Raw genomic sequence first — 24,302 nt, forward strand, 5'->3', positions numbered from 1 at the left:
TCAACACCTATTATTCGGATTTTTCAGAAGGTGCTTCGGCCGCAATTGGACCCGATCTGCAAAAAGCGCTTTATTTACAGACAACTGATGTCTAGACAACGGCGAAAATCGCAGATCGTTCAGGTCCAATGGTGCATCACATAATCAGTTTTTCTTGCCAGATAAGGCGCGCTGTTTCTAACATCTGACGGCAAGCACTCTGCCCGCCCCTTTTTCTACGTCGCATCGAAGAAGGGCACCGAAGGGCGCAACCGGGTAAGGCGACGGGTTTCTCGAATGAACATCACGTTTCTTCTGAACGGAGAGACAGTGGAGCTGGCGGACGTCAATCCGACGGCAACTCTGCTGGACTGGCTGCGCGAGGATCGCGGCCTGACCGGCACTAAGGAAGGCTGCAACGAAGGTGACTGCGGGGCCTGCACCGTCATGGTCACGGATGAAGGTTCCAGCAAAGCACTGAATGCCTGCATCCTATTCCTGCCACAACTACACGGCAAAGCCATCCGCACCATCGAGGGCGCAAACGGCCCCGACCAGCAGGCTCACCCCGTGCAACAGGCCATGATCGACCTACACGGTTCACAATGTGGCTTTTGCACCCCCGGCTTTGTCATGTCGATGGTCGCGGGCCACACCAATGGCGTCACCGACCACGACACCCAGCTTGCGGGTAATCTCTGCCGTTGCACTGGCTACGCCCCCATCATCCGCGCGGCCCAAGCCGCCGAATCCCAGCCAGTCCCAGCATGGGTTAATGACGACCAATCCTTCTCTTGTTCAAAAATACCTCGGGGGGAGGCCGCAGGCCGGGGGGCGGAGCCCCCCTTGCTCCCCACCTCATCCGACGAACTGGCCGCGATCTATGCACAAAATCCCAACGCCACGCTCATCGCGGGCGCAACCGATGTGGGCCTCTGGATCACAAAACAACTGCGCGACCTGGATCCGGTCATCTTCCTGAGCCGCTGCGACGACCTGAAAAACATCGCCATCACCAATGACGAAGTCCACATCGGCGCCATGGTCGACATGAACCGCATGTGCGACACGTTGACAGACCTCCATCCCTCTTACGCCGAGATGATCCGGCGTTATGCCAGCGTTCAGGTCCGCCACGCCGCAACCGTGGGCGGCAATATCGCCAATGGCTCACCGATCGGAGACAACCCGCCCGCCCTGATCGCATTGGGTGCAACCCTGCATCTGCGCAGAGGCGACACTCGCCGTCAGATCCCGTTGGAAGATTTCTTCATCGACTACGGCAAACAAGACCGCGCGCCCGGAGAATTCGTCGAAGCCGTCAGCTTCCCCCGCCAACCGGACCGGCTGAAAACCTACAAACTCAGCAAACGGTTCGATCAGGACATTTCAGCCGTCTGCGGCTGTTTCAACATCACCGTCACGCACGACACCGTCACCCGGGCGCGGATCGCGTTTGGCGGCATGGCGGGCACTCCGAAGCGGGCCACCCATGTCGAGGCCGCATTGATCGGCAAACCCTGGACCGCTGCGACCATTCAGGCCGCGCTGCCCGCCTTTGCTGACGATTACCAACCACTCACGGATATGCGCGCCTCGGCCACCTATCGTCTGGAAACCGCCAAAGCGATGCTGGAGCGGTATTTCCTTGAAGATCAGGGCGAAGTGACCGACGTACTCAAGGTGACGGCATGAGCGTGACCAAACCCCTCCCCCATGACGCAGCCCCGCTGCATGTCGCAGGTGCCGCGCGCTATGTGGATGACATCCCAACGCCCAAGGGCACGCTGCATCTGGCCTTTGGCCTCAGCCCGATTGCCAAGGGCACGATCACCACGATGGACCTGTCGGCAGTAAAAGCCGCTAAGGGTGTGGTGCAAGTGATGACGGCGGATGATCTGCCTTTTGCCAATGATGTCTCGCCCTCGATCCATGATGAGCCGCTGCTGTCGGACGGCACGGTTCATTATATCGGCCAGCCCGTGTTTCTGGTGGTGGCGACCAGCCATCTGGCCGCTCGCAAGGCTGCACGGCTGGGCAAGATTGACTATGCCGAAGACACCCCGATCCTGACCATCGAACAGGCTCTGGCCGCTGACAGCCGGTTCGAGGACGGCCCCCGCATCTATGCCAAGGGCGATGCGGACGTGGCGATCGCGTCGGCCCCCCACGTGATCGAAGGTTCCTTTGAACTCGGCGGGCAGGAACATTTCTATTTGGAAGGCCAGGCCGCTCTGGCCTTGCCGAATGAAGGCGCGGACATGCTGGTCCACAGCTCGACCCAACACCCGACCGAGATTCAGCATAAAGTAGCCGATGCCTTGGGTGTGCCCATGCACGCCGTACGGGTTGAAACTCGCCGCATGGGCGGAGGGTTCGGCGGCAAGGAAAGTCAGGGCAACGCTCTGGCCGTCGCCTGCGCCATCGCCGCCCGCGCCACCGGCAAGGCCTGCAAGATGCGTTATGACCGCGATGATGACATGATCATCACCGGCAAGCGCCACGCCTTCCGCATTGCCTACAAGGCTGGGTTTGATGAGAACGGCCATGTTCAGGGTGTCTCCTTCCACCATTACGTCATCTGTGGCTGGGCGCAGGACCTGTCGCTGCCCGTCGCTGACCGCGCGATGCTGCATTCCGACAATGCCTATCTGCTGCCGAATGCCCGGATTGAAAGCCATCGACTGAAAACCAACACCCAATCCGCCACAGCCTATCGCGGGTTCGGCGGCCCTCAGGGCATGGTCGGGATCGAACGCGTGATGGATCACGCCGCGCACGTGCTTGGGCTGGACCCGGTCGAGCTGCGTCGCCGCAATTACTATGAGCCCGCGCATAACGTGGCCGATCAACCGCTGCATAAAACACCGCTGGGCCACCCCGACCCGCATGAAGACCTGACCAGTCGCGGCGCGGTGGAAACCGGGAACGCCCCCCTTCGTCCCCTACCTGCCGGCGGGAACACCACGCCTTACGGTATGGAGGTCAGCGATTTCGAACTGCACGGCATGACCGCAGCACTTCTGACATCCAGTGACTATGCCGTCCGCAAGACCGCCATTGCTGAATGGAACGCAAAGAACCGGGTGATAAAGAAGGGTATCGCCTTCTCGCCGGTCAAATTCGGGATTTCCTTTACGCTGACCCACCTCAATCAGGCGGGCGCACTGGTGCATGTGTATCAGGATGGCTCGGTCCACCTGAACCATGGCGGGACCGAGATGGGACAGGGCCTGTTCCAAAAGGTCGCGCAAGTGGCCGCATCGCGGTTCGGCATTCCGCTGGAGTTGGTCAAGATCACCGCCACCGACACCGCCAAGGTGCCGAACACCTCGGCTACGGCGGCGTCTTCGGGCAGTGACCTGAACGGGATGGCTGTCAAAGCCGCCTGCGACACGATCCGCGACCGGATGGCGGACTATCTGGCCGAACGGCATCAGGCTGATCCATCGGCGGTCACGTTCGCGGATGGGCACGTCTCGGTCGGCGCAGAACGCTATACCTTCGCCGAAGCCGCCGCGCTGGCCTATCAGGGCCGTATCAGCCTGTCCGCCACGGGGTTCTACAAAACCCCCAAGATCGAATGGGACCGGATCGCAGGCCGGGGCCGACCGTTTTTCTACTTCGCCTATGGCGCGTCCGTCACCGAGGTGGCGGTGGACACGCTGACCGGTGAAAACCGCATCCTGCGTACGGATATCCTTCACGATGCAGGCGCCTCGCTGAACCCGGCGCTGGATATCGGGCAGGTAGAAGGTGGCTATGTCCAGGGCGCGGGCTGGCTGACGACCGAGGAACTGGTCTGGGACGGAAAAGGTAACCTGCGCACGCATGCGCCCTCGACCTACAAAATCCCAGCCTGCTCAGACCGGCCCGATATCTTCAATGTCGCGCTCTGGGATGGCGAGAACCGCGAGGACACGATCTATCGCTCGAAAGCGGTGGGAGAGCCGCCCTTCATGCTGGGTATCTCGGCTTGGCTGGCCCTGTCGAATGCGGTGGCAGCCTGCGGTGACGCTTACCCCGCTTTGGATGCGCCCGCCACTGCCGAAGAGGTCTGGCACGGCGTCCAGCGGATGAAAGGGGGCATCTAATGGGATTTGATCTTGAGGCTTTGAGGGAGGCGGTCAATACCCACGGACGCGTGGTCCGCGTGGTCATCACCGTGATCAAGGGCTCGTCCCCGCGTGAGGTCGGTGCCGCCATGCTGGTCTGGGAAGGCGGACAAAGCGGCACAATCGGTGGCGGCACGTTGGAATATCAGGCTGCGCAGGCGGCAAGGTCGCAGGCCGCGCCGGCGCGGCTGACCCATCACGCGCTGGGTCCTGACATGGGTCAATGCTGTGGCGGCGCGGTTTCGCTGCTCAGTGAAGTCTATGATCACAAAGCGGTAAATGCGCTGAACGATACCGTCATCGCGCGATCTCCGACCGGCGGCGACATGCCGTTGTCGGTCAAACGGCTGCTGGCCGAGGCGCGCGGTCAGGGCATTGCGCCCGAGCCACAACTGCTGGACGGCTGGATGGTCGAGCCGGTTCATCAACCAACCCGCAACTTCTGGATTTGGGGTGCGGGTCATGTCGGGCGGGCGCTGGTCGACGTTTTGGCCCCCCTGCCCGATCTGGCGATCACATGGGTCGATACGGGGCCTGAGCGATTTCCCGACAATATTCCTGCGAGCGTCACACCAGTTCCAGCAGCCAAACCTGCCGAGCTTGTCCGCCACGCCCCGCAGGACGCTGAACATCTTGTGCTGACATATTCGCACAATCTGGACCTTGAGCTGTGCAATCGACTGTTGACGCGTGGTTTTGGGTTTGCTGGCTTGATTGGCTCCGCTACGAAATGGGCGCGATTCCGGTCGCGGCTGGCGGCCCTCGGGCATTCCCCCGAACGGATCAGTCGGATCACTTGCCCAATCGGCGACCCCGCCTTGGGCAAACACCCGCAGATGATCGCCGTCGGCGTCGCCGCGCAGCTTCTGCGCCCTGCCCGACAAATCGAGTTGAAGAAGGACCTGAGCGCGTGACCACTCCACTATTAAGTCTGCAAGGGCTAACCAAGGCTTATCCTGGCGTCGTGGCCAATGATCAGGTGTCCTTCGATATCGGCGAAGGCGAAGTACACGCCCTGCTGGGCGAAAACGGCGCAGGCAAGTCCACACTGGTAAAAATGATCTATGGGCTGGTGAAACCCGATAGCGGCACGATGCTGCTGCGCGGCCAGCCGTTCGCCCCGCCCGAACCGCGCGCGGCCCGCGCCGATGGGATCGCGATGGTGTTCCAGCATTTCTCGTTGTTTGACGCGTTGAACGTGGCCGAGAATATCGCGTTGGGAATGGAGAACCCGCCGCCCATGGGCGATCTGGCCGCACGTATCCGCGAAGTGTCCGAAACCTATGGCCTGCCGCTGGACCCGTATCGCACGGTGGGCGACCTGTCCGCAGGCGAACGCCAGCGGGTCGAGATCATCCGTTGCCTGCTGCAGGACCCCAAACTGCTGATCATGGACGAGCCAACATCGGTTTTGACCCCACAAGAAGTCGATATCTTGTTTGAAACACTGAACAAATTACGCGCCGAAGGTACCTCGATCCTGTATATCTCGCATAAGCTGGAAGAGATCCGCACGCTGTGCGACCACGCGACAATCCTGCGTCTGGGCAAGAACGTGGGCGAGTGTGTTCCCTCTGAGACCTCGGCGCGGGACATGGCCGAGATGATGGTGGGTTCGACCCTGCAAACACCGGAACGGTCAGGGCGGGATTTTGGCGAAGTTGCTCTGGATGTCAGCGGGCTGTCGGTACCGTCTCCGTCGGAATTCGGTACCGCGCTGCGCAATGTTCACATGACCGTCCGCAAGGGCGAGGTTCTGGGCATCGGCGGCGTCGCAGGCAACGGGCAGGATGAATTGCTGGGGGTGCTGTCGGGCGAAATCCCGACTGCGGCCGATGCGATCAAATTCAACGGCCAGCCGATTGGCAAGCTGGGCCCCACCGCGCGGCGCAAGCTCGGTGTGCTGACCGCGCCCGAGGAGCGGCTGGGCCACGCCGCAGCGCCTGATATGAGCCTGACGGAAAACGCCTTGCTGACAGGATCCGTCCGCGAAGGGTTGGAAAATAATGGCTTCCTGAAATGGGCCGAGACCAAAAGCTTTGCCGAGAAAATCATCAGCGCCTTTGACGTCCGCACGCCTGGCCCCGAGAACGCGGCGCGGTCTTTGTCGGGTGGGAACCTGCAGAAATTCGTAATTGGGCGCGAGGTGTTGCAAAACCCCGATGTGCTGGTGGTGAACCAGCCCACATGGGGCGTGGATGCCGCCGCCGCAGCCTCCATCCGGCAGGCCATTCTGGATTTGGCGGCAAAGGGGACAGCGGTGATCTGCATTTCGCAGGATCTGGACGAGTTGATGGAGATCTCCGACAGCTTTGCGGCGCTGAACGAAGGCCGCCTGAGTGCGCCGCGAGAAACCACCGGTCTGACGGTCGATGAGATCGGCCTGATGATGGGCGGTGCTCATGGCATGGAGGTGGCGCATGTGTAAGCCGTGGAACCGTCTCCGGCGGCCGTATTTGGAACGAGAAGAAGACCTGGGGGTTTGAGCAGATGATTGTGTTGGAGAAACGGCCTCAGCCGTCGAAAGCGTGGTCATATGCGACCCCTCTGGTCGCGGTGGTGGCAACGATGGTGTTTGGCGGTTTGCTGTTCGCCCTGCTGGGCAAGAACCCGGTCGAGGCCATCGGCACCATATTCTGGGAGCCCCTGTTCGGAGAGTTCGCATTCTACTACCGCCCGCAATTGCTGGTGAAGGGCGCGCCTTTGGTGTTGATCGCCATCGGTTTGTCGCTGGGGTTTCGGGCAGGGATCTGGAACATTGGGGCCGAGGGTCAGTACATCATGGGCGCCATCTTTGGCGCCGGTGCGGGTTTGGCCTTTTACCCGCTGGAAGCGTTCTACATCTTTCCTATCATGGTGATTGCGGGCGCGTTCGGGGGCTGGCTGTGGGCGATGATCCCGGCCTTTCTGAAGGTACGTTTTGGCACCAATGAAATCCTCGTGTCGCTGATGCTGGTCTATGTGGCCGAACAGATGCTGGCCTCGGTCTCGCTTGGATTGCTGAAGAACCCCGAAGGATTCGGCTTTCCCGGCTCGCGCAACCTGCAGTCCTATGACAGCGCCCACAATGCCGAGCTGATTGCCGGATCGGGGATGCATTGGGGCGTGGTGACGGCGCTGATTGCGGTGATCTTTGCCTATGTTCTGTTGAACCGGCACATGCTGGGCTTTCATATCCGCCTGACGGGCGAGGCCCCGCGTGCAGCTAAATTCGCAGGCGTCAATCCGGCACGGCTGATCCTGTTCTGCCTGGGTCTGTCGGGCATGTTGGCCGGGTTGGCGGGTATGTTCGAGGTGTCCGGCCCTGCCGGTCAGGTCAGCATCGACTTTAACGTGGGCTATGGCTTTACCGCCATCATCGTAGCCTTCCTTGGCCGCCTGCATCCGGTGGGCATTCTGCTGGCCGGCTTCCTGATGGCGCTGACCTATATCGGTGGTGAAATCGCGCAATCCCAACTGGGCTTGCCGGCCGCTGCCATCCAAGTGTTTCAGGGGATGCTTTTGTTCTTCCTGCTGGCCTTTGATCTTCTGACAAACTTCCGCATCCGTGCGGCCCGTAGCGAGGTAGCGTGATATGGACCTTGGTGAAATCAATCCCGTCCTTCTGGTCGCCTCGCTAATGGTGGCCGCAACCCCCCTGCTGCTGGCCGCGATCGGAGAACTGGTCGTTGAAAAAGCAGGTGTTCTGAACCTTGGCGTCGAGGGCATGATGATCGTCGGCGCGATCAGCGGCTTTGCGATCTCGGTCGAGACCGGCTCACCTTGGCTGGGGTTCATCGCATCCGCTATCGGCGGCGCGGTGCTGTCGCTGCTATTCGTTCTGCTGACGCAGGTAGCACTGGCCAATCAGGTGGCCAGCGGCTTGGCTCTGACGCTGTTTGGTCTGGGCTTCAGCGCCCTGTTGGGACAAAGCTATGTGGGGATCAAGCCCCCAAGCATGGGCGACATTCATATCCCGGTGATCGGCGATATTCCGGTGATCGGCCCGATCCTGTTCCAGCATGACCCGATCCTTTATGTAGGCATCGCACTCACGGCCGCCGTCTGGGCCACGCTGAAATACACGCGCGTCGGCCTAATTCTGCGCGCCGTGGGCGAGAACCACGATGCGGCGCATGCGCTTGGCTACAAAGTAATCAAGATCCGCATTATGGCGATCCTGTTCGGCGGGGCCTGTGCCGGGCTGGGCGGAGCCTACATCAGCCTGATCCGCGTGCCGCAATGGACAGAGGGCATGACTGCCGGTGTCGGCTGGATTGCGCTTGCGCTGGTGGTCTTCGCCAGTTGGAAGCCATGGCGCGCCTTGCTGGGTGCCTATTTGTTTGGCGGTATCACCGTGTTGCAGCTGAATTTGCAGGCAGCGGGCGTTGCCATTCCGGTCGAGTATCTGGCAATGTCGCCCTACATCATCACGATCCTTGTGCTTGTGATCCTTTCGGCTGACAAGAGCAGCGCACCTGCCGCATTGGGCCGAACCTTCCATGCCTCGCACTAGGGGCCAACTAAAACCAACTTGGAGAGTAACACATGAAATTCACCACTCTACTGACAAGCGCCGCCGTGGCGCTGGGTCTGGCCACGGGGGCCATGGCCGAAGACAAGACCAAGGTCGGCTTTGTCTATGTCGGCCCCGTCGGCGATGGCGGCTGGACATATGAGCATGACAAGGGCCGTCAGGCGGTCGAAAAGCACTTTGGCGACAAGGTCGAGACCGTGTTCGTTGAATCCGTCCCCGAAGGCCCGGATGCTGAACGTGTGATGACCCAGATGGCGCTGGAAGGCGCAGATCTGATCTTTACCACCTCGTTCGGCTACATGGACCCCACTATCAACGTGGCCAAGAAATTCCCGAACGTGAAGTTCGAACACGCGACCGGATATAAGACCGCTCCTAACGTCTCGGCATATTCGGCACGTTTCTATGAGGGCCGCGCGGTGCAGGGTCACATCGCGGGCAAAATGACCAAGTCGAACATCATCGGCTATATCGGGTCCTACCCAATCCCCGAAGTGATCCGTGGCATCAACTCGGCCTATATCCACGCCAAGAAGGTGAACCCGGATGTCGAATTCAAGATCGTCTGGGCCTACACTTGGTTCGACCCGGCGAAAGAGGCTGACGCCGCCACCGTTCTGATCGAACAGGGCGCCGACGTGATTCTGCAGCACACCGACTCGACCGCCCCGCAAGCGGCCGCGCAAGAGGCAGGTAATGTTGTCACCTTTGGCCAAGCCTCGGACATGAGCGAATACGCACCCTTCCCGCGTGTTTCGTCGATCATCGACAACTGGGCACCTTACTATATCGCCCGCACGCAGGCCGTCATGGATGGCTCGTGGGAGACCGTAAGCACCTGGGACGGCATCAAAGAAGGCATGGTTGAGATCGGTGAGATTTCCGACGCCGTACCTGCCGACGTCAAGGAAGAGGCGCTGGCCTTGAAAGCCGCGATGGCCGCAGGCGAATACCACCCCTTCACCGGCCCGCTGAAGAAGCAGGACGGCAGCGATTGGCTGGCGGATGGCGAAACCGCTGATGACGGTACGCTGGCAGGCATGAACTTCTACGTCGAAGGGCTGGACGGCGAGATCCCGCAGTAAGCCACGCGTAAATAGCATTGGACAAAGCCCGCCTCGTTTGGCGGGCTTTTTTCTTGTCATGCATTCATGGCGCAAACCGCGTAAGATTGCCCAAGGCACGGCTTGCGAGGGACCGCGATGGAGGATTTTCTGGACGGCAAACGACGTGCCGCCATTCTGGCCATGGATGTGCTGGGCTACGCCCATCTGACCGAAACCGATGAGGTCGGAACCCTGCGCGCTGTACGGCATCTGCGGAACACGATCATCTCGCCCGCGCTGGAACAAAATCAGGGACGATTGGTCAAAACGATGGGCGACGGATTTCTGGCCGAATTCCCGGAGCCTGACACCGCGCTGACCGCTGCGATGCGGATTCAGACCGAGGCCGCAGCGCAGGCTCGGCAGCAGCCGCCAGACGCGCGCATCCTGCTGCGCATTGGGGCGCATCTTGGGGATGTGTTCGTTGACGATCAGGACATTCTGGGCGACGGCGTCAATATTGCCGCCCGATTGGAAGGCCTTTGCCACGCCGGGGGGCTGGCCGCCTCGCAGGCATTTGTCGATGCGCTGCCGCAGGGCAAAACAAAAGACCTGACACATGATGGCCAACATCAGCTCAAGAACATTTCGCGCCCTCTGACCGTGTTTCGCTGGCAGGCCGAGGGGACGTCGCCCGCGCTGTCCCAACCCGTAATCCGAACAGGTCCACCGACCCTTGCGGTCTTGCCTTTCCAGAACCACTCCCCCGATCCTGAACATGCCTTTTTCGCCGAAGGGCTGGCCGACGACATCATCTCAGGCCTGCAACAGATGGGCCGGGTGCCGGTTGTCTCGGGCGCGTCCAGCCTGTCCCTGAACCCAGAACTGAGCGTCGAAGACGCCGCACGGGTTTTGGGGGCGCAGTATCTTGTGACTGGAACATTGCGCCGGTCGGGCCCTCGGGTGCGGGTGACGGTGGAATATATCGAGGTAACAACCGGGCTTGCCCTCTGGTCCGAGAAATACGACCGGCCGTTCGAAGATGTGTTCGAGATTCAGGACGACATCACCTTGCGTGTCGTCACCGCATTGGACACCGAGCTAGTCGAGGGAGAGATCGACCGCATTCGCCGTAAACGCCCCGACCATCTGGGGGCGTGGGAAAGGTACCTGCGGGGGATGTCGGGACTTAGAAAGCCGGGGCTGGAAGATTTGCAAGCGGCACAGGTTGAGTTTCAGGCCGCTGTGGCACTGGATGAAGACTATGGTGATGCCTGGGCGGGGCTGGGATGGGCCTATCTCAAGGAATATGGGTTTGGTGCGTCCGAGCGTTCAAAGGACGTGTTGGCCAAGGGAGTGGCCGCTGCGCAAAAAGGGTTGGAACTGGCCAATAAATCTCCGTTTGCGCATTATGTGATGTCGACAGCCTATGTCTGGCAGGGAGAGAAGGCGTTAAGCCTGAAGGAATTGGAATACGCGATCCGCCTAAACCCCTTTTTTACACGCGCTAAACTGGCCTATTTCAACCGGTCCGAACTTGCCGATCCCAGTATCGGCCCACAGGCAGCCGAGGAAATACGCAAGGCTCTGGCCTTGTCTCCGCGGGAACCGGACCGGGGGTTCTATTTCTGGGCAATTGCCCGGATGTATCTGGTTGCGGGTGAAAATATCGAAGCGTTGGACTGGGCAGATCGTGCCGTCAATGTGCGCCCCAACGATCCCAACATGCTGTATCGCCGCGCCATCTGCCTTGCTGCCTTGGACCGCGTGGATGAAGCACAGGAGGCTCTGGCCGCCTGCGAAGGCCTGTCCGAGGGCTATGTCGACCGGATGCGGGACTGGCGGCCCTACGACGACGCCCGTAACGACAAGGTTTTTGCGGGGCTGCACCGCAACGGTCTGGCCGTATAACGTGCACCCGGCCAGACCAAGTTGAAATCAGTGCCCGCTCAGCACCAACGTGTTCACCGGCATCAGGATCAACCGCAGGCGCAAGCCCGCCGCATGAACCACTCCAATTGTATCAACCACGTGCAAGAACGCCGCGTGCCAGAAGCCGAGATCCTCATGTTCCAGCCGTTCATGATTGCTGGTATAGACATTCGCCAAACAGTTGCTGCCCGGAGGAATGTCGCCAGCCATCCCTTTATACAACGGCTCCATATAGACCAGAATGGACCCCGGATTTGTATTGGTCTGCACATCGCGCAGTTCATCCGAAGGGCGGAGTTGCCCTGATGGGATCACGTCCTGCACATCGACCACAACCATAGGAATGACCGTAAAAGGCTTGGTCATGCAGCCCAGTTCGCCCACCATGCCCGGCTTGATTACCTGGGCCGCCATCTGGTTGAACGCCGCCTGAAACCGGTCATGACCCGAATGCGACGGCACCAGAATTCCCGCAGGCCGCAGCAAAGGGCTGACAAAATCGCCAACTTGCAGGCCGAATTGTTCGATCCGGCCCGTCACGCCCGCGGCAACCACTGTCTTGTCCAGCTCGGTCAGGGCGGCGTCCAGTTGCGCATTTGCACTGGCCAGCTGCGCCGGGATCAGCTCTTCGATCTGTTGCACAACCGCGGCCCGTTGCGCCTCGGCCGCCACCAGCTTGGCTTCGCGTTCGGCGACGATGTTTTCCAGCCGGTCGATCTCGGCCAGACGCACGGCGCTGGATCCCTCGTCGCGCAGCGTGGTGTTGCGCTCAAGGTCTTCAATCGCCTGATCCAATGAGGCTTTGGCACCCGCAATCCCGGCGGTTGCTTCGGCCAGGTCTGTCTCGGCCACTTTCAACGAGGCCTGAACCTGCGCGATCTGCGCATGAGCAGCCTCGACCATCGCCGTTTGGGTAAAATCCTCCATTCGGAAGATCGGCTGACCTGCGACCACCTGCTGGTTGTTGGACACATAGACCTCGGACACGCGCCCTCCCAGTTGCGGCAGGATCGTCACGGTGCGGAAATAGGACGCTGCCGTCCGGCTGGCCGGGTGAAAGTAAAACAGCGTCGTGATCACCGTCAGTGCCAGAATGGCACAGGTCGTCAGCCCCCAGCGCAGCTCGTACCACATGGTGAACAGCGTAATTTCATGGCCTATCCGTTTGCCCTGCACGTAACGACGGAACAGAAAATCAGGCAGCACCGTGATCAGTGCACACATCAGTGTTTCAAGCATGCCTTATTGCTCCTGATGTTCCGCCCGAGGAGGCGTGGCTGGGTCTTGCGCTTGCGGACCCAACGATCGGATCGCATCTGCGATGGCCCGCAAAGGGGCACCAATGTCAGGGAACTGGAATCCGGCAACCAGAATGGCAGCAATCCAAAACAGACCATTATGAGTAAACAGCGCAAGAAGCGCTAGAATACCAACCAGTTGGAACTGGGGGTGGTTGGATTCATGTGCGATTTTTTCTGGGATCGAATGCAGGGTGAAATATCCCACCCCAATCAAAATGATCACTCCAACCGTAAAAATGAACATAAACGTTAAAAGAAAGTCGCTGCCATCGGCCTGGGTCACGTAGGACGGTATATGTCCCGTGGCCATCGGGTGTAAGTTATCGCCAGTCACCCTATCCTCCTATATCAATGGGGCATTCTTTGTATGGGTTGAGGTGCAATTTCAACCCTGCTTGTAGATCGGCAGCAAACCTTGTGTACTTCGCCCCGCACTCTGCGAAGAGAGGGATATGATAGATTTCCTAGTCATCGGTGGCGGTATCGCCGGGCTCAGCGCTGGCGCGCGCCTGTCAGCCCATGGACGGGTTGTGGTTTTGGAGGCCGAAGACGCCCTGGGCTATCACGCGTCGGGGCGTTCAGCCGCACTATTTGAAGAGAACTACGGCCCAGAGTCTGTCGTTGCCTTGAACCGGGCCAGCGCCAGCTTTCTGAAGACCGACAAGGGTGGTTATCTGACACCGCGTGGCCTGATGCTGGTGGGTCGAGCAGATCAAGCCCTGCAAATGTCCAATGATACCGCATCCTTGAACATGCATCCCATATCAATTGCCGAAGCTGTGAATCGAATCCCAATCCTCAACGCTGACGCCGTTCGCTTTGCAGCGATCAGCGACGCCGCGTTCGACATCGATACCGACCGTCTTATGCAGAGCTTTGCACAAGCGATCCGACGCAATGGCGGAGACATTCTGACGAAATCCCGCGTCACCGCGCTGCGCCGGGATCGAAACTGGATTGTCGAGGCCAACGGCAGCTTTGAAGCTCGCGTAATTGTCAACGCAGCCGGGCCGTGGGTGGACCAGGTCGCGGCATTAGCAGGGATCAAACCGATCGGGATATCTCCACTACGTCGATCGATGGCGCGTCTTCCCGCGCCGGGCGGTCATGATTTGCGAGATTGGCCAATGCTGCTGGGTGCTGGGGAAAGCTGGTACGCAAAGCCCGATGCTGGGAAATTGATCGTCTCGCCATCCGAGGCTGACCCGGTACCACCGCATGACGCTTATGCCGACGACTTGGTCTTGGCGGAAGGGCTTGCGCGCTATGAAGAAATGGTGACCGAAGCCGTCACGCGGGTCGAGACAAACTGGGCGGGGCTACGCAGTTTTGCCCCTGATGGGACGCTGGTTCTGGGACCGGACCCGACCGAACCCAATTTTATCTGGTCGGCTGGCCAAGGTGGCTATGGGTTTCAAACCGCGGCGGCCGCGTCTAAATTAGTTGCCGACTTGGCAATCGGCGCACCGCCCGACCTGGACGCGGAAATTGTGAACGCCCTTAAACCCGACAGGCTGCGACAATGAGCAAACGAACCCTTCCTCCTAACGCCAGCGTTGCAACTCAGGTCGAGGGTGCCCGAATGGTCGCGCCTGCTGCGACCCGCAATGCAGATGTGCTCTGCGATCTGCTGGCGCAATGGGCCCCTGACAGCGGGAACGCATTGGAAATTGCCAGCGGGACAGGCCAGCATGTGAGCGCCTTTGCCCAGCGCCTGCCCGGCCTGACCTGGCACCCGACTGAGATCGACCCCGACCGCCGCGCCAGCATCAATACATACACGATCGAGCAAGAGAACATCAAAGTCGCCGCCACTCTGGACGCCACGGCGGAGGGATGGCATCGAGAATTTGGCGGCAAGGATCTTATCGTCCTGATTAATCTGACCCATCTTATCAGCTGGGTTGAAACCTGCACGATTCTAACTGAGGTTTCAAAGGCGCTGGAGCCTAAAGGGCGATTTATCCTATACGGTCCTTTCATGCGCGCGGGCAAATTGACCAGCGATGGTGATCAACGGTTTCACCAGGCCCTGGTCCAACAAGACCCCGAGATCGGCTATAAGAATGACTCCGAAATTGCCGCGTATATGCAGGCCCGAGGTCTAACGATTCTCAAAATATCAGAGATGCCAGCAAACAATATCGCTTTCATTGCGGAAAACTCGGGCACTTGATGAGAATAAGTTCTCTGCCAAGGATGGGCCCTATCCAATCCATCTTCGGAAACCACGTAATATTTCTCCCCAGAGATGCGCCACGAAAACCTGCTTAAGCAGGTTTGCCTCCGGCGGAGGTATTTTTGAACAGAAGAAGTAACGGGTCGTTAACTCTGATGAGCAATAGTGATTTTGCGGTACAGGCGGAGGCGCCGTTGGCCGTAACAGGAGAAGGCCCCCCTAGCCAAAAGCAGGGGGGCTGGATCATGTCACCAGCCCCCGCTTCTTCTGTTTGAAAATACCTCCGCCGGAGGCATGGGCCGCCTTAGGCGGCCCATTTTGGAGCCCCGCCTACAGCTAAGCTCAGAATCAACCGTCTTTACGGATCGTTTCGTTCTTAGGATCATAGGGGCTGTCACAAGTCACAACCGCATCCCACAGCCTGTCCTGAATTTTGACTTGTAGCTTGGTGCCTTCAACTGCCAGCTCGGGGGGCACATAGCCCATGCCGATCGATTTCTCGAAGGCCACCGAATACCCGCCCGAGGTCAAACGACCCACGCGCGCGCCTTCGGGCGTATAGAGCGCTTCGCGCCCCCACGGGTCGGCATCGTCTGGTCCGTCGATCAGAAGGGTGCAGCACTTGAAGCGCACACCGGTCTCTTCCAGCTTGACCTTGCCGTAGAAATCTTTCGACAGGTCGACAAAGCGCGGCAGGTCGGCTTCCAGCGGGGTCGCGTCGCGGCCCAGTTCGGTGCCGAAGGCGCGATAGGATTTCTCCTGACGCAGCCAGTTCTGCGCGCGGGCACCAACCAGCTTCATACCGTGTTTCTCACCAGCCTTTTCCAACAAATCGAACAAATAGTTCTGCATTTCGATCGGGTGGTGCAGTTCCCAACCCAGCTCACCGGTATAGGCCACACGGATGGCGTTCACGGGGCACATGCCCAGTTCGATCTGACGGGCCGACAGCCATGGGAAGCGCTTGTTGGACAGTGCGGTTTCCGGATCGGCGTCTTTGATGACCGTTTTCAGGACATCACGCGACTTGGGTCCGGCGATGGCGAAGACACCCCACTGAGTGGTCACATCCTGTATCTCGATATACCCAAACTCCTCCATCTTGTCCTCGGCCGCTTTTCGCAGATAGTCCGCGTCATACTCGGTCCAGGCACCTGCGGAGACGATGTAGTAGTGATTCTCGCCATTGCGGACGATGGTGTATTCAGTGCGGGTGGTCCCATGCGAGGTCAGCGCGTAGGTCAGGTTGATGCGACCGACCTTGGGCAGCTTGTTACAGGTGAACCAATCCAGAAACTGGGTCGCGCCGGGGCCTTTGACGACATGCTTGGTGAAGGCCGACGCGTCGATCAGGCCAACGCCTTCGCGGATCGCTTTGGCCTCTTCCACAGCGTGTTTCCACCAACCACCGCGACGGAAGCTGCGGCTTTCCTTGTCGAAGTTATCCGGCGCATCGACGGGGCCAAAATAGTTCGGACGTTCCCAGCCGTTCACCCAGCCGAATTGTGCGCCACGCGCTTTCTGGCGGTCATAGGCCGGAACAGTACGCAACGGACGGCAGGCTTCGCGCTCTTCGTCGGGGTGGTGCAGGATGTAGACGTGCTCGTAGCATTCTTCGTTCTTGCGCGCCGCGAATTCGGTGGTCATCCAGTTCGACGAATACCGTTTGGGGTCCAGCGAGGCCATGTCGATCTCGGCTTCGCCGTCAACCATCATCTGCGCCAGATAATAGCCAGTACCGCCTGCAGCAGTGATCCCGAACGAGAAGCCCTCGGCCAGCCACATGTTGCGCAGGCCCGGAGCGGGGCCAACCAGCGGGTTGCCATCAGGCGTATAGCAGATCGGGCCGTTGAAATCGTCTTTCAGGCCGGATTCGGCGCAAGAGGGTACACGCTCGGCCATCGCCATGTACTGGTCGGCAATCCGGTCGATATCCAGCGGGAACAGGTCCGCGCGGAAGCTGTCCGGCACACCATATTCGAACTGCGCTGGCGCGCCATGTTCGTAGATGCCCAGAATCCAGCCGCCACGTTCTTCACGCGCGTAGGATTCATTATCGGCGTCACGGACGACGGGGTGTTCCGGGTTGCCTGCTTCGCGCCATTTGACCAGCTCGGGGTCTTTGTCCATGACGATAAAGGTGTGCTCGACCGGGATGGCAGGCATCTTGATTCCCAGCATCTTGGCGGTGCGCTGCGCATGGTTGCCCGATGCGGTCACGACATGCTCGGCAGTGATGACGACCTGCTCATCCGACGGCACGAGGTTGCCGCCTTTTTCGACCATCTTGGTGCAGGTGACTTCCCAGTGGGTGCCGTTCCAGTGGAAGGCATCGGCCTGCATCTTGCGCACGATATCCACGCCGCGCTGGCGGGCACCTTTGGCCATCGCCTGTGTCACGTCTGCGGGGTTAATATAGCCATCTTCGGTGTGATAGATCGCGCCCTTCAGATCGCCGGTTTCGATCAGCGGCCAGCGTTCCTTGATCTGCTCGGGCGTCAGCCACTCATAGGCCACATCGCAGGTCTCGGCGGTCGAGGCATAGAGCATGTATTCGTCCATACGCTCTTGCGTCTGCGCCATGCGCAGGTTGCCAACCACGGCAAAGCCAGCATTTAAGCCAGTCTCTTCCTCAAGTGTCTTGTAGAAATCGACCGAGTATTTGTGGATGTGGGTTGTCGCGTAGGACATGTTGAACAGTGGCAGCAGGCCAGCCGCGTGCCAAGTGGAGCCCGAGGTCAGCTCGTCACGTTCGATCAGCATCACATCGTCCCAGCCTGCCTTGGCAAGGTGGTATGCAATCGAGGTCCCGACGGCACCACCGCCAACGACCAGTGCTTTGACTTGGGTTTTCATTCGCCCGTTCTCCGGATTGAGTCTAATTTGCAAGGTTTATGCCCAAGCCCGAGGCCTAAGCGCCAAGTCCAGCCGACGCAAAAAAGTGCAAAACCGACTTTTGGCGTCAGCAATCGCTCAAATGACAGTGAAAGCCGCTACAGGATCTTGCCGGGGTTCATGATATTTTCCGGGTCGAGCGCCACCTTGATCGCCGCCATATAGCGGGTTGCGTCCCCCAGCTCCTTGATCAGATAGGGGCGTTTGCCCTGCCCTATTCCATGCTCGCCGGTGCAGGTGCCGTCCATCGAAATGGCCAATTCATTCAACCAGCCGACAAACTGATCGGCATTGGCCACCTCGTCGGCGTTTTCCATATCGATCAGCAACAAGGTATGGAAATTCCCGTCCCCGACATGGCCGACCATAGGCGCGATCAACCCAAGTTCCTCTGCCTTGTTTTGTGTGGCGGTGACACATTCGGCCAAACGCGAAATGGGCACGCAAACATCGGTTGAAATTCCGCGTGCACCCGGACGCAGCTGCAGACAAGCCCAATAGATGTCGTGCCGCGCCTGCCACAGCTTACTGCGTTCCTCAGTGGTCGAGGTTGCCGCAAAATCGGTACCGCCGAATTCTTCGGCAATCTGACCGAAGGTTTCTGCCTGCTCGATCGCGCCGTTTTCCGAGCCATGGAATTCGAGCAAAAGCAGTGGCGTTTCGGGCAATGTCAGATTGGAATAGGCATTGGCCGCCTTTACCGACATTTCGTCCAGCAACTCGATCCGGGCCACGGGAACGCCGTATTGGATGGTCATCATCACCGCCTGGCAAGCCGCATCCACGGTTGGAAAGGAACAGCGCGCCGAAGAAATCGCCTCGGGGATGCCTTGCAGCCGCAAAGTGATTTCCGTGATGACCCCTAGCGTCCCTTCGGCCCCTATCAACAACCGCGTTAGGTCGTACCCGGCCGAGGATTTCTTGGCCCGTTGCCCGGTGCGAATGATCCGCCCGTCCGGCATCACCGCCTCGAGGCTGAGGACATTGTCCTTCATCGTGCCATAGCGCACTGCATTCGTCCCTGAAGCCCGCGTTGACGCCATCCCCCCTAATGAGGCATTGGCGCCGGGGTCGATGGGGAAGAACAATCCCTGATCGCGAAGATGCTTGTTCAGATCCTCACGCGTGACGCCGGGCTGCACGACACAGTCCAGATCACTGGCATTCACGGTCAGAACCTTGTTCATCTGGGTCAGGTCGACCGAGATACCTCCGGCCGGCGCATTGACATGCCCCTCGAGCGAGGTGCCGGTGCCAAAAGCGATCACCGGCACTTTATGCGTGGCGCAGGTTTTGACAATCTCGGACACTTCTGCAGTGGTCTGAGGAAACACCACAGCATCCGGGGACTGGTTTTCAATCCACGTCGTCGTGTGCCCATGCTGTTCCCGAATGGCCTGGCCGGTTTGCAGGCGGTCGCCGAATTTCTGCTTTAGAACGCCTATGACCGTTTCGATCCCAGCCTCGTTCCGAGGCAAAGCGACTGCCTGCACCATACTGTTCCTCCCCCCTGATCGCCGGGCTATTCGCCCAGCGCAATTCCTTCGCGACGTGGATCTGCGCCGCCGATCAGGACATCCCCGATCTCAATCGCGTGCAGGCCCGAGGTCAGATCCCGTGGATTGACCTCATACCCAAGCGCAGTCAACTGATCTGCATACCCTTCGGCCGCTGTTCCCAGCTCAACATCATAAGTCCCGAACCGGTTGACCAGATGCGGCAGGGACAGAGCCTGCTGCACGTCCATATCCCAATCCGCCCACGCGATGATCGACTTGGCCACATAGCCAATGATCCGGCTGCCGCCCGGAGAGCCAATAGCCAGAACAGGCGCGCCGTCCTGCATCACGATTGTCGGGCTCATCGACGAACGCGGGCGCTTGCCGGGTTCCAACCGGTTGGCAATTGGCACGCCATCGCGATGCGTCTTGAACGAGAAATCGGTCAATTCGTTGTTCAGCAGAAACCCGTTGGTCATCAATCGAGAGCCAAAGCCGTTCTCGATCGTGGTCGTCATGGAAAGGACGTTGCCAAATTGATCGACAATCGAGATATGCGAGGTCGACGGCAATTCCAGAGATTCATCATCCGCCCAGTTTGATGCATGATCGAAGGCCGGGTTGCCCGGCGCCACGTCGATCAAGGCTTCGCTCTCATTCAACAGACCGCCACGCTCGGACAGATAAGACGGGTCAACAAGCCCGTTGGTCGGCATCGGGACAAAGTCGTGATCAGCCATGTACCGCCCCCGGTCGGCAAAAGCCAAGCGCGATGCATCGCCGATCAGCCGCCAGCTTTGAACATCTTCCGGTCCCATGGCCGCCAGATCATAACCATCCAGCATGCCCAAAATCTGCCCAACTGTCAGCGCGCCCGAAGAGGGCGGCCCCATGCCGCAGATCTCGTAGGCACGATAGGTGGCACAGACCGGCTCGCGCTCGATCACCTGATACAGGGCCAGGTCAATGCCCGATAGCACACCGGGGTTTCCTTCCGCCCCACGCACCGTGCTGACGATCCCCGCTGCGATCTCGCCACCGTAGAACCCTGCCGCGCCTTCGCTGGCCAAAGTGCGCAGTGTTTCCGCATAGTCGGGGTTCATCAGGCGCTGGCCCTGCTCTAACGGCTTGCCATCCGGCAGGAAATATTCCGCCGTCACAGGGAAGCGTGACAACCGTTCGGCGTCCTTTTCGACCAGCCCCGCCAGTCGTGGAGAAACCAGAAATCCGTCCTCGGCCAGCGCAATCCCATCCGCAAACAGGCTGGGCCACGGGCTTCGACCCCAGCGGCGATGCGCCTCTTCTAACAGGGCTGGCGTTCCCGGTGTTCCAACGGACAGTCCCCCGACTACAGCATCGAAGAATTTCAGGGGTTCGCCATTTTCGTCGTGGAACAGCCGGTGAGTGGCCTCAAGCGGGGCTGTCTCGCGCCCGTCCAGCGTGGTCATCTTGCCAGTCGCGGCATCATACCAGACCAGAAACGCACCACCGCCCAGACCAGAGGATTGCGGCTCGACCAGGCCTAGCACCACCTGAACCGCGACCATCGCATCCGCGGCCGACCCCCCTGCCCGCAGCACCTTGGCCCCGGCCTCAACCGCCAACGGGTTGGCCGCTGCAACCATCCAGTTCTGCGCAGTGACCGGCTTGCCCTCCATCTTCGCCTCAAGCGCGGCAATGACCTCGGCGGTCAGGCCTTGAACCTGGCCTTCGGACCCGCCTTCGGGCGAAACCGCGTCGGCAGCCTCCTGCGCGAAAGCTGGTGACGCAAAGGCCAAAGCCGACAGGAACAAGCCGGAAATCAGACGTCGTTTCATAGTATCCTCCTGAAAAATTGATACCCGGCCAGTCGGCCGTGCCGATTAAAGCATTGCAGGAACCACCTGATCCGGTGGGCGGTGCCCATCTTCGAATGTCTTGATATTAATGATAACTTTTTCGCCCATCTCGATCCGACCCTCCAGCGTGGCGGACCCCATATGGGGCAACAGAACCACGTTGGGCAACTGTCGCAATCGCGGGTTCACGTCGGTGCCGTGTTCGTAGACGTCCAGACCTGCCCCTGCGATCTCACCAGCGCGGATCTGCCGGGTCAGCGCGTTTTCGTCTATCACCTCGCCCCGCGAGGTATTCACGATCACGGCCGAGGGTTTCATCAACTTCAGCCGCCGCGCATTCATCAGGTGAAAAGTCGAGGGCGTGGACGGACAGTTGATCGAAATCACGTCCATACGCGCAACCATCTGGTCCAGGCTTTCCCAATAGGTCGCCTCAAGCGCCTGTTCCGTCTCAGCGCGCAGCCTGCGGCGATTGTGATAATGCACCTGCATTCCAAAAGCGCTGGCGCGACGCGCCACGGCCTGACCGATCCGGCCCATGCCAAGAATACCCAGCCGACGTCCGCCGATCCGGCCACCCAGTAAGGCGGTCGGAGCCCAGCCTTCCCACTCGCCCTTTTGCATGGTTGTCAGGCCTTCGGGGATACGACGGGTCACGGCGAGGATCAGCGCCATCGTCATATCCGCCGTGTCATCGGTCAGCACACCGGGCGTGTTGGAGACAAGGATGCCCCGCTGACGCGCGGTGGCCACATCAATATTATCGACGCCAGCGCCATAGTTCGCGATCAGCCGCAGGTTTTCACCCGCCTGCCCCAGCACCCCGCCATCAATCGTATCGGTAACGGTGGGAACCAACACATCCGCCGTTTTGACCGCTGCGACCAGCTCATCCCGCGTCATTGGGGCGTCGTCGTCGCGCAGCTTTACATCGAACAATTCGCTCAACCGCGTTTCCACCGCCTCGGGCAACCGTCGCGTTACGACAACACTCAGACGTTCTCTTGGCACCTGTGCACTCCCACTGCTTTGCAAACCTGCGCGCGCCATGTCATCGTGGCGCAGGAAAAGGCGGGGCACAAGAACCCCATGGCATTGAACCAAGCTTTTTTCGCAACAAGATCAACAGGCACAAGAGCAGGCAGTCCGTGAGAGGTTTTCTACCCCTAAAGCGCCGTTTAGCGTCGGTGTTGAGCGTTTTTCTGATCTCGACCGGAGGTCTGGCCGCCAGCGCGCAGGACAAGCGCGGTCCGGTCACGAATCTGCCGCTGCCACGCTATGTCTCGATGAAGGCGGCCGAGGGCAATGTGCGGCGCGGGCCCTCCCTGACTCATCGAATCGACTGGGTGTTCAAGCGGCGCGGCATGCCGCTGCAAATCACCGCCGAATATGGCAACTGGCGCAGGGTTCAGGACCGTGACGGCGCAGGAGGCTGGGTGCACTACGCCCTGTTATCCGGTGTGCGCACCGTTCTGATCGAAACGGATATGTTGCCGGTCTATGCCAACCCCAGTTCCAGCGCTCAGATCAGCGCGCAATTCGAATCCGGCGTAGTTGCGCGCCTGGGCAGTTGCACATTGGACTGGTGCCATGTCTCGGCCGGAGGGCATCGTGGCTGGACGCTGAAATCCAACCTCTGGGGTGTCGACCCCGAAGAGGTCCGGGAATAGCGTCAGGACGTTCGGGCGATGAAATCGCAGGTCAGATCGACCAGTTCCGCCCCGACATCTTCCTGCAGAAAATGACCGGCGTCCGGCAGGATTGTGTGGGGCTGCCCCTTGGCCCCCGGACAGAGCCGCTGAAACACCGTATCTATCCCAGCCATGACCTTGTCATCCGCCCCAAAGGCCGTCAACACCGGGGTCTGCAAAGTGCGGATAAGAGCCCAGGCTTTTCTGTTTGGCTCAGCCTCAGGATCGTCCTGCGATGCTGGCACCAACATCGGGAACTGCCGCGCCCCGGCCTTATAGCTTTCGTCCGGGAATGGCGCGTCATAGGCGGCAATCGTGTCGTCTGACATCGGCTTTTGCGTACCGCCTTTCAAGATCCCCCCCGCCGGGAACACGGGAACCTCCTGGCTGAATTTACGCCAGTTTTCGAATGCCTCTCCCATCGGCTGATCGCCGGTAGGCAGGGCCGTGTTGGCAACCACGATACGGGCAAAGCGGTCCGGCATCTCGGCCCAAAGGCGCAATCCGATCAACCCGCCCCAATCCTGACAGACCAGAGTGATATTCGTCAGATCCACCCCGCGCAGCCAGTCCCCCATCCACGACACGTGGCGCGCATAGGTGTAATCCGAGCGCTCGGTCGGTTTGTCAGACCGACCAAACCCGACCAAATCCGGCGCAACCGCCCGATGTCCGCGCGCGACAAAGCCTTTGATCATGTGACGATAGAGGAAAGACCAGCTTGGTTCGCCATGCATCATCAGAACAGGGTTGGCGTCCGCTGGACCTTCGTCCACATGGTGGATCCGAAGTTCTCCGCCTTCGGTATCATCGACCATCGAATAATGCGGTTCGAAATCGTAACCTTCCAGAGATTGGAACCGCTCGTCCGGCGTGCGTAGAAACTTCATTTCCGGTCTATCCTTTTGCAATTTCACTGGCCTGGCCGAGTGCCAGTCTTCGCGATCCCGGCGCGCCAATACCCCCTGGGAAACTTACCGCAGAATCGTACCGACGACATCTACTTGAAACAAGCAACCTGCGCCGCCGACGTTTTCTTGGTAAACCGCGAAATGACCGGCACGGAAAAGCAACTCAAAGCTACGTTTCCAACGGTTACATATCTTGGCAAATTTTTTTCTGACTGCGTTCATATTTTTGCGGGAAAGGGCTTGAACCCCCCAAACAACAATCGTAGATAGCGCCTCACCGTTGGGGTGTAGCCAAGTGGTAAGGCAGCGGTTTTTGGTACCGTGTATCGTAGGTTCGAATCCTACCACCCCAGCCAGTTCATCAGAACATAGATAGACAGCAGGCACTTGGGGCTAAACC

General features: G+C 59.7%; 18 protein-coding genes and 1 tRNA gene. 12 read left to right on the forward strand and 7 right to left on the reverse strand.

Going from position 1 to position 24,302, the window contains the following annotated elements; all coding sequences use genetic code 11:
- The first annotated feature begins 276 nt into the window (after positions 1-276).
- The 8 genes from xdhA (at position 277) to GOV80_RS20635 (ending at position 11,567) form a co-directional block, all read left to right on the forward strand.
- Complete coding sequence (gene xdhA, locus GOV80_RS20600; protein ID WP_170787397.1) at positions 277-1,674, forward strand: xanthine dehydrogenase small subunit; 1,398 nt, start codon at positions 277-279, stop codon at positions 1,672-1,674.
- Complete coding sequence (xdhB, locus tag GOV80_RS20605; protein ID WP_170787399.1) at positions 1,671-4,073, forward strand: xanthine dehydrogenase molybdopterin binding subunit; 2,403 nt, start codon at positions 1,671-1,673, stop codon at positions 4,071-4,073. The genes xdhA and xdhB overlap by 4 nt, the downstream gene beginning before the upstream one ends.
- Positions 4,073-5,008, forward strand: coding sequence for a xanthine dehydrogenase accessory protein XdhC (xdhC, locus tag GOV80_RS20610; RefSeq protein ID WP_170787401.1), 936 nt, complete (start codon positions 4,073-4,075; stop codon positions 5,006-5,008). Before xdhB ends, xdhC begins: the two co-directional genes overlap by 1 nt.
- On the forward strand, positions 5,005-6,522 hold the full coding sequence (locus GOV80_RS20615; RefSeq protein ID WP_170787403.1) for an ABC transporter ATP-binding protein: 1,518 nt from the start codon (positions 5,005-5,007) through the stop codon (positions 6,520-6,522). Before xdhC ends, GOV80_RS20615 begins: the two co-directional genes overlap by 4 nt.
- Positions 6,523-6,584: 62 nt before the next feature.
- On the forward strand, positions 6,585-7,667 hold the full coding sequence (locus tag GOV80_RS20620; RefSeq protein WP_170768970.1) for an ABC transporter permease: 1,083 nt from the start codon (positions 6,585-6,587) through the stop codon (positions 7,665-7,667).
- Between the two features lies 1 nt (position 7,668).
- The gene (locus GOV80_RS20625) at positions 7,669-8,589 is read left to right on the forward strand and encodes an ABC transporter permease (RefSeq protein WP_170787405.1); all 921 of its coding nucleotides are present in this window, start codon (positions 7,669-7,671) and stop codon (positions 8,587-8,589) included.
- A 32-nt stretch (positions 8,590-8,621) separates the two neighbouring features.
- Entirely contained in the window at positions 8,622-9,695 is a 1,074-nt protein-coding gene (locus GOV80_RS20630) for a BMP family ABC transporter substrate-binding protein (protein ID WP_170768968.1), read from the forward strand.
- 117 nt (positions 9,696-9,812) lie between these two features.
- On the forward strand, positions 9,813-11,567 hold the full coding sequence (locus GOV80_RS20635) for an adenylate/guanylate cyclase domain-containing protein (RefSeq protein ID WP_170787406.1): 1,755 nt from the start codon (positions 9,813-9,815) through the stop codon (positions 11,565-11,567).
- Positions 11,568-11,594: 27 nt separating this feature from the next.
- Here the strand turns inward: GOV80_RS20635 and GOV80_RS20640 are convergent, their stop codons facing one another.
- Together GOV80_RS20640 and GOV80_RS20645 are read right to left on the reverse strand one after the other, a co-directional pair.
- Entirely contained in the window at positions 11,595-12,827 is a 1,233-nt protein-coding gene (locus tag GOV80_RS20640; RefSeq protein WP_170787407.1) for an HlyD family secretion protein, read from the reverse strand.
- A gap of 3 nt (positions 12,828-12,830) precedes the next feature.
- Positions 12,831-13,199, reverse strand: coding sequence for a hypothetical protein (locus tag GOV80_RS20645; protein ID WP_170769817.1), 369 nt, complete (start codon positions 13,197-13,199; stop codon positions 12,831-12,833).
- Between the two features lie 142 nt (positions 13,200-13,341).
- Here GOV80_RS20645 and GOV80_RS20650 point away from each other — a divergent pair, with 142 nt between their 5' ends.
- Together GOV80_RS20650 and GOV80_RS20655 are read left to right on the forward strand one after the other, a co-directional pair.
- On the forward strand, positions 13,342-14,415 hold the full coding sequence (locus GOV80_RS20650; protein ID WP_170787408.1) for an NAD(P)/FAD-dependent oxidoreductase: 1,074 nt from the start codon (positions 13,342-13,344) through the stop codon (positions 14,413-14,415).
- Positions 14,412-15,065 (forward strand): DUF938 domain-containing protein, encoded by a 654-nt coding sequence (locus GOV80_RS20655; RefSeq protein WP_170787409.1) that lies wholly within the window; start codon positions 14,412-14,414, stop codon positions 15,063-15,065. Before GOV80_RS20650 ends, GOV80_RS20655 begins: the two co-directional genes overlap by 4 nt.
- Before the next feature lie 351 nt (positions 15,066-15,416).
- Here GOV80_RS20655 and GOV80_RS20660 read toward each other — a convergent pair whose 3' ends face one another.
- The 4 genes from GOV80_RS20660 to GOV80_RS20675 all read right to left on the reverse strand — a co-directional run bounded on the left by GOV80_RS20660 (position 15,417) and on the right by GOV80_RS20675 (position 22,311).
- Entirely contained in the window at positions 15,417-17,924 is a 2,508-nt protein-coding gene (locus tag GOV80_RS20660) for a GcvT family protein (protein ID WP_170787410.1), read from the reverse strand.
- 137 nt (positions 17,925-18,061) lie between these two features.
- Positions 18,062-19,459: an FAD-binding oxidoreductase gene (locus GOV80_RS20665; protein ID WP_170787411.1), complete on the reverse strand. Its 1,398-nt coding sequence runs from the start codon at positions 19,457-19,459 to the stop codon at positions 18,062-18,064.
- A 26-nt stretch (positions 19,460-19,485) separates the two neighbouring features.
- Entirely contained in the window at positions 19,486-21,279 is a 1,794-nt protein-coding gene (ggt, locus tag GOV80_RS20670) for a gamma-glutamyltransferase (protein WP_170787412.1), read from the reverse strand.
- A 45-nt stretch (positions 21,280-21,324) separates the two neighbouring features.
- Complete coding sequence (locus GOV80_RS20675; protein ID WP_170787414.1) at positions 21,325-22,311, reverse strand: 2-hydroxyacid dehydrogenase; 987 nt, start codon at positions 22,309-22,311, stop codon at positions 21,325-21,327.
- A gap of 179 nt (positions 22,312-22,490) precedes the next feature.
- On the opposite strand from GOV80_RS20675, the gene GOV80_RS20680 reads away from it, so the two are divergent.
- Entirely contained in the window at positions 22,491-22,970 is a 480-nt protein-coding gene (locus tag GOV80_RS20680; protein ID WP_237215965.1) for an SH3 domain-containing protein, read from the forward strand.
- A 2-nt stretch (positions 22,971-22,972) separates the two neighbouring features.
- Here the strand turns inward: GOV80_RS20680 and GOV80_RS20685 are convergent, their stop codons facing one another.
- Positions 22,973-23,881: a haloalkane dehalogenase gene (locus GOV80_RS20685; protein ID WP_170768959.1), complete on the reverse strand. Its 909-nt coding sequence runs from the start codon at positions 23,879-23,881 to the stop codon at positions 22,973-22,975.
- A 302-nt stretch (positions 23,882-24,183) separates the two neighbouring features.
- Between GOV80_RS20685 and GOV80_RS20690 the strand changes: the two genes are divergently transcribed.
- Positions 24,184-24,258: transfer RNA gene (locus GOV80_RS20690), tRNA-Gln, on the forward strand.
- The last annotated feature ends 44 nt before the right edge of the window (positions 24,259-24,302 follow it).

It is taken from the genome of Ruegeria lacuscaerulensis (assembly GCF_013034685.1).
GTDB classification, from domain to species: Bacteria; Pseudomonadota; Alphaproteobacteria; order Rhodobacterales; family Rhodobacteraceae; genus Ruegeria; species Ruegeria lacuscaerulensis_B.

Excerpts from the sequence above, each read along its gene's own strand:
- xdhA (WP_170787397.1), top strand. The coding sequence starts at position 277 with ATGAACATCACGTTTCTTCTGAACGGAGAGACAGTGGAGCTGGCGGAC.
- xdhB (WP_170787399.1), top strand. The coding sequence starts at position 1,671 with ATGAGCGTGACCAAACCCCTCCCCCATGACGCAGCCCCGCTGCATGTC.
- xdhC (WP_170787401.1), top strand. The coding sequence starts at position 4,073 with ATGGGATTTGATCTTGAGGCTTTGAGGGAGGCGGTCAATACCCACGGA.
- GOV80_RS20620 (WP_170768970.1), top strand. The coding sequence starts at position 6,585 with ATGATTGTGTTGGAGAAACGGCCTCAGCCGTCGAAAGCGTGGTCATAT.
- GOV80_RS20625 (WP_170787405.1), top strand. The coding sequence starts at position 7,669 with ATGGACCTTGGTGAAATCAATCCCGTCCTTCTGGTCGCCTCGCTAATG.
- GOV80_RS20630 (WP_170768968.1), top strand. The coding sequence starts at position 8,622 with ATGAAATTCACCACTCTACTGACAAGCGCCGCCGTGGCGCTGGGTCTG.
- GOV80_RS20635 (WP_170787406.1), top strand. The coding sequence starts at position 9,813 with ATGGAGGATTTTCTGGACGGCAAACGACGTGCCGCCATTCTGGCCATG.
- GOV80_RS20640 (WP_170787407.1), bottom strand. The coding sequence starts at position 12,827 with ATGCTTGAAACACTGATGTGTGCACTGATCACGGTGCTGCCTGATTTT.
- GOV80_RS20645 (WP_170769817.1), bottom strand. The coding sequence starts at position 13,199 with ATGGCCACGGGACATATACCGTCCTACGTGACCCAGGCCGATGGCAGC.
- GOV80_RS20650 (WP_170787408.1), top strand. The coding sequence starts at position 13,342 with ATGATAGATTTCCTAGTCATCGGTGGCGGTATCGCCGGGCTCAGCGCT.
- GOV80_RS20655 (WP_170787409.1), top strand. The coding sequence starts at position 14,412 with ATGAGCAAACGAACCCTTCCTCCTAACGCCAGCGTTGCAACTCAGGTC.
- GOV80_RS20660 (WP_170787410.1), bottom strand. The coding sequence starts at position 17,924 with ATGAAAACCCAAGTCAAAGCACTGGTCGTTGGCGGTGGTGCCGTCGGG.
- GOV80_RS20665 (WP_170787411.1), bottom strand. The coding sequence starts at position 19,459 with ATGGTGCAGGCAGTCGCTTTGCCTCGGAACGAGGCTGGGATCGAAACG.
- ggt (WP_170787412.1), bottom strand. The coding sequence starts at position 21,279 with ATGAAACGACGTCTGATTTCCGGCTTGTTCCTGTCGGCTTTGGCCTTT.
- GOV80_RS20685 (WP_170768959.1), bottom strand. The coding sequence starts at position 23,881 with ATGAAGTTTCTACGCACGCCGGACGAGCGGTTCCAATCTCTGGAAGGT.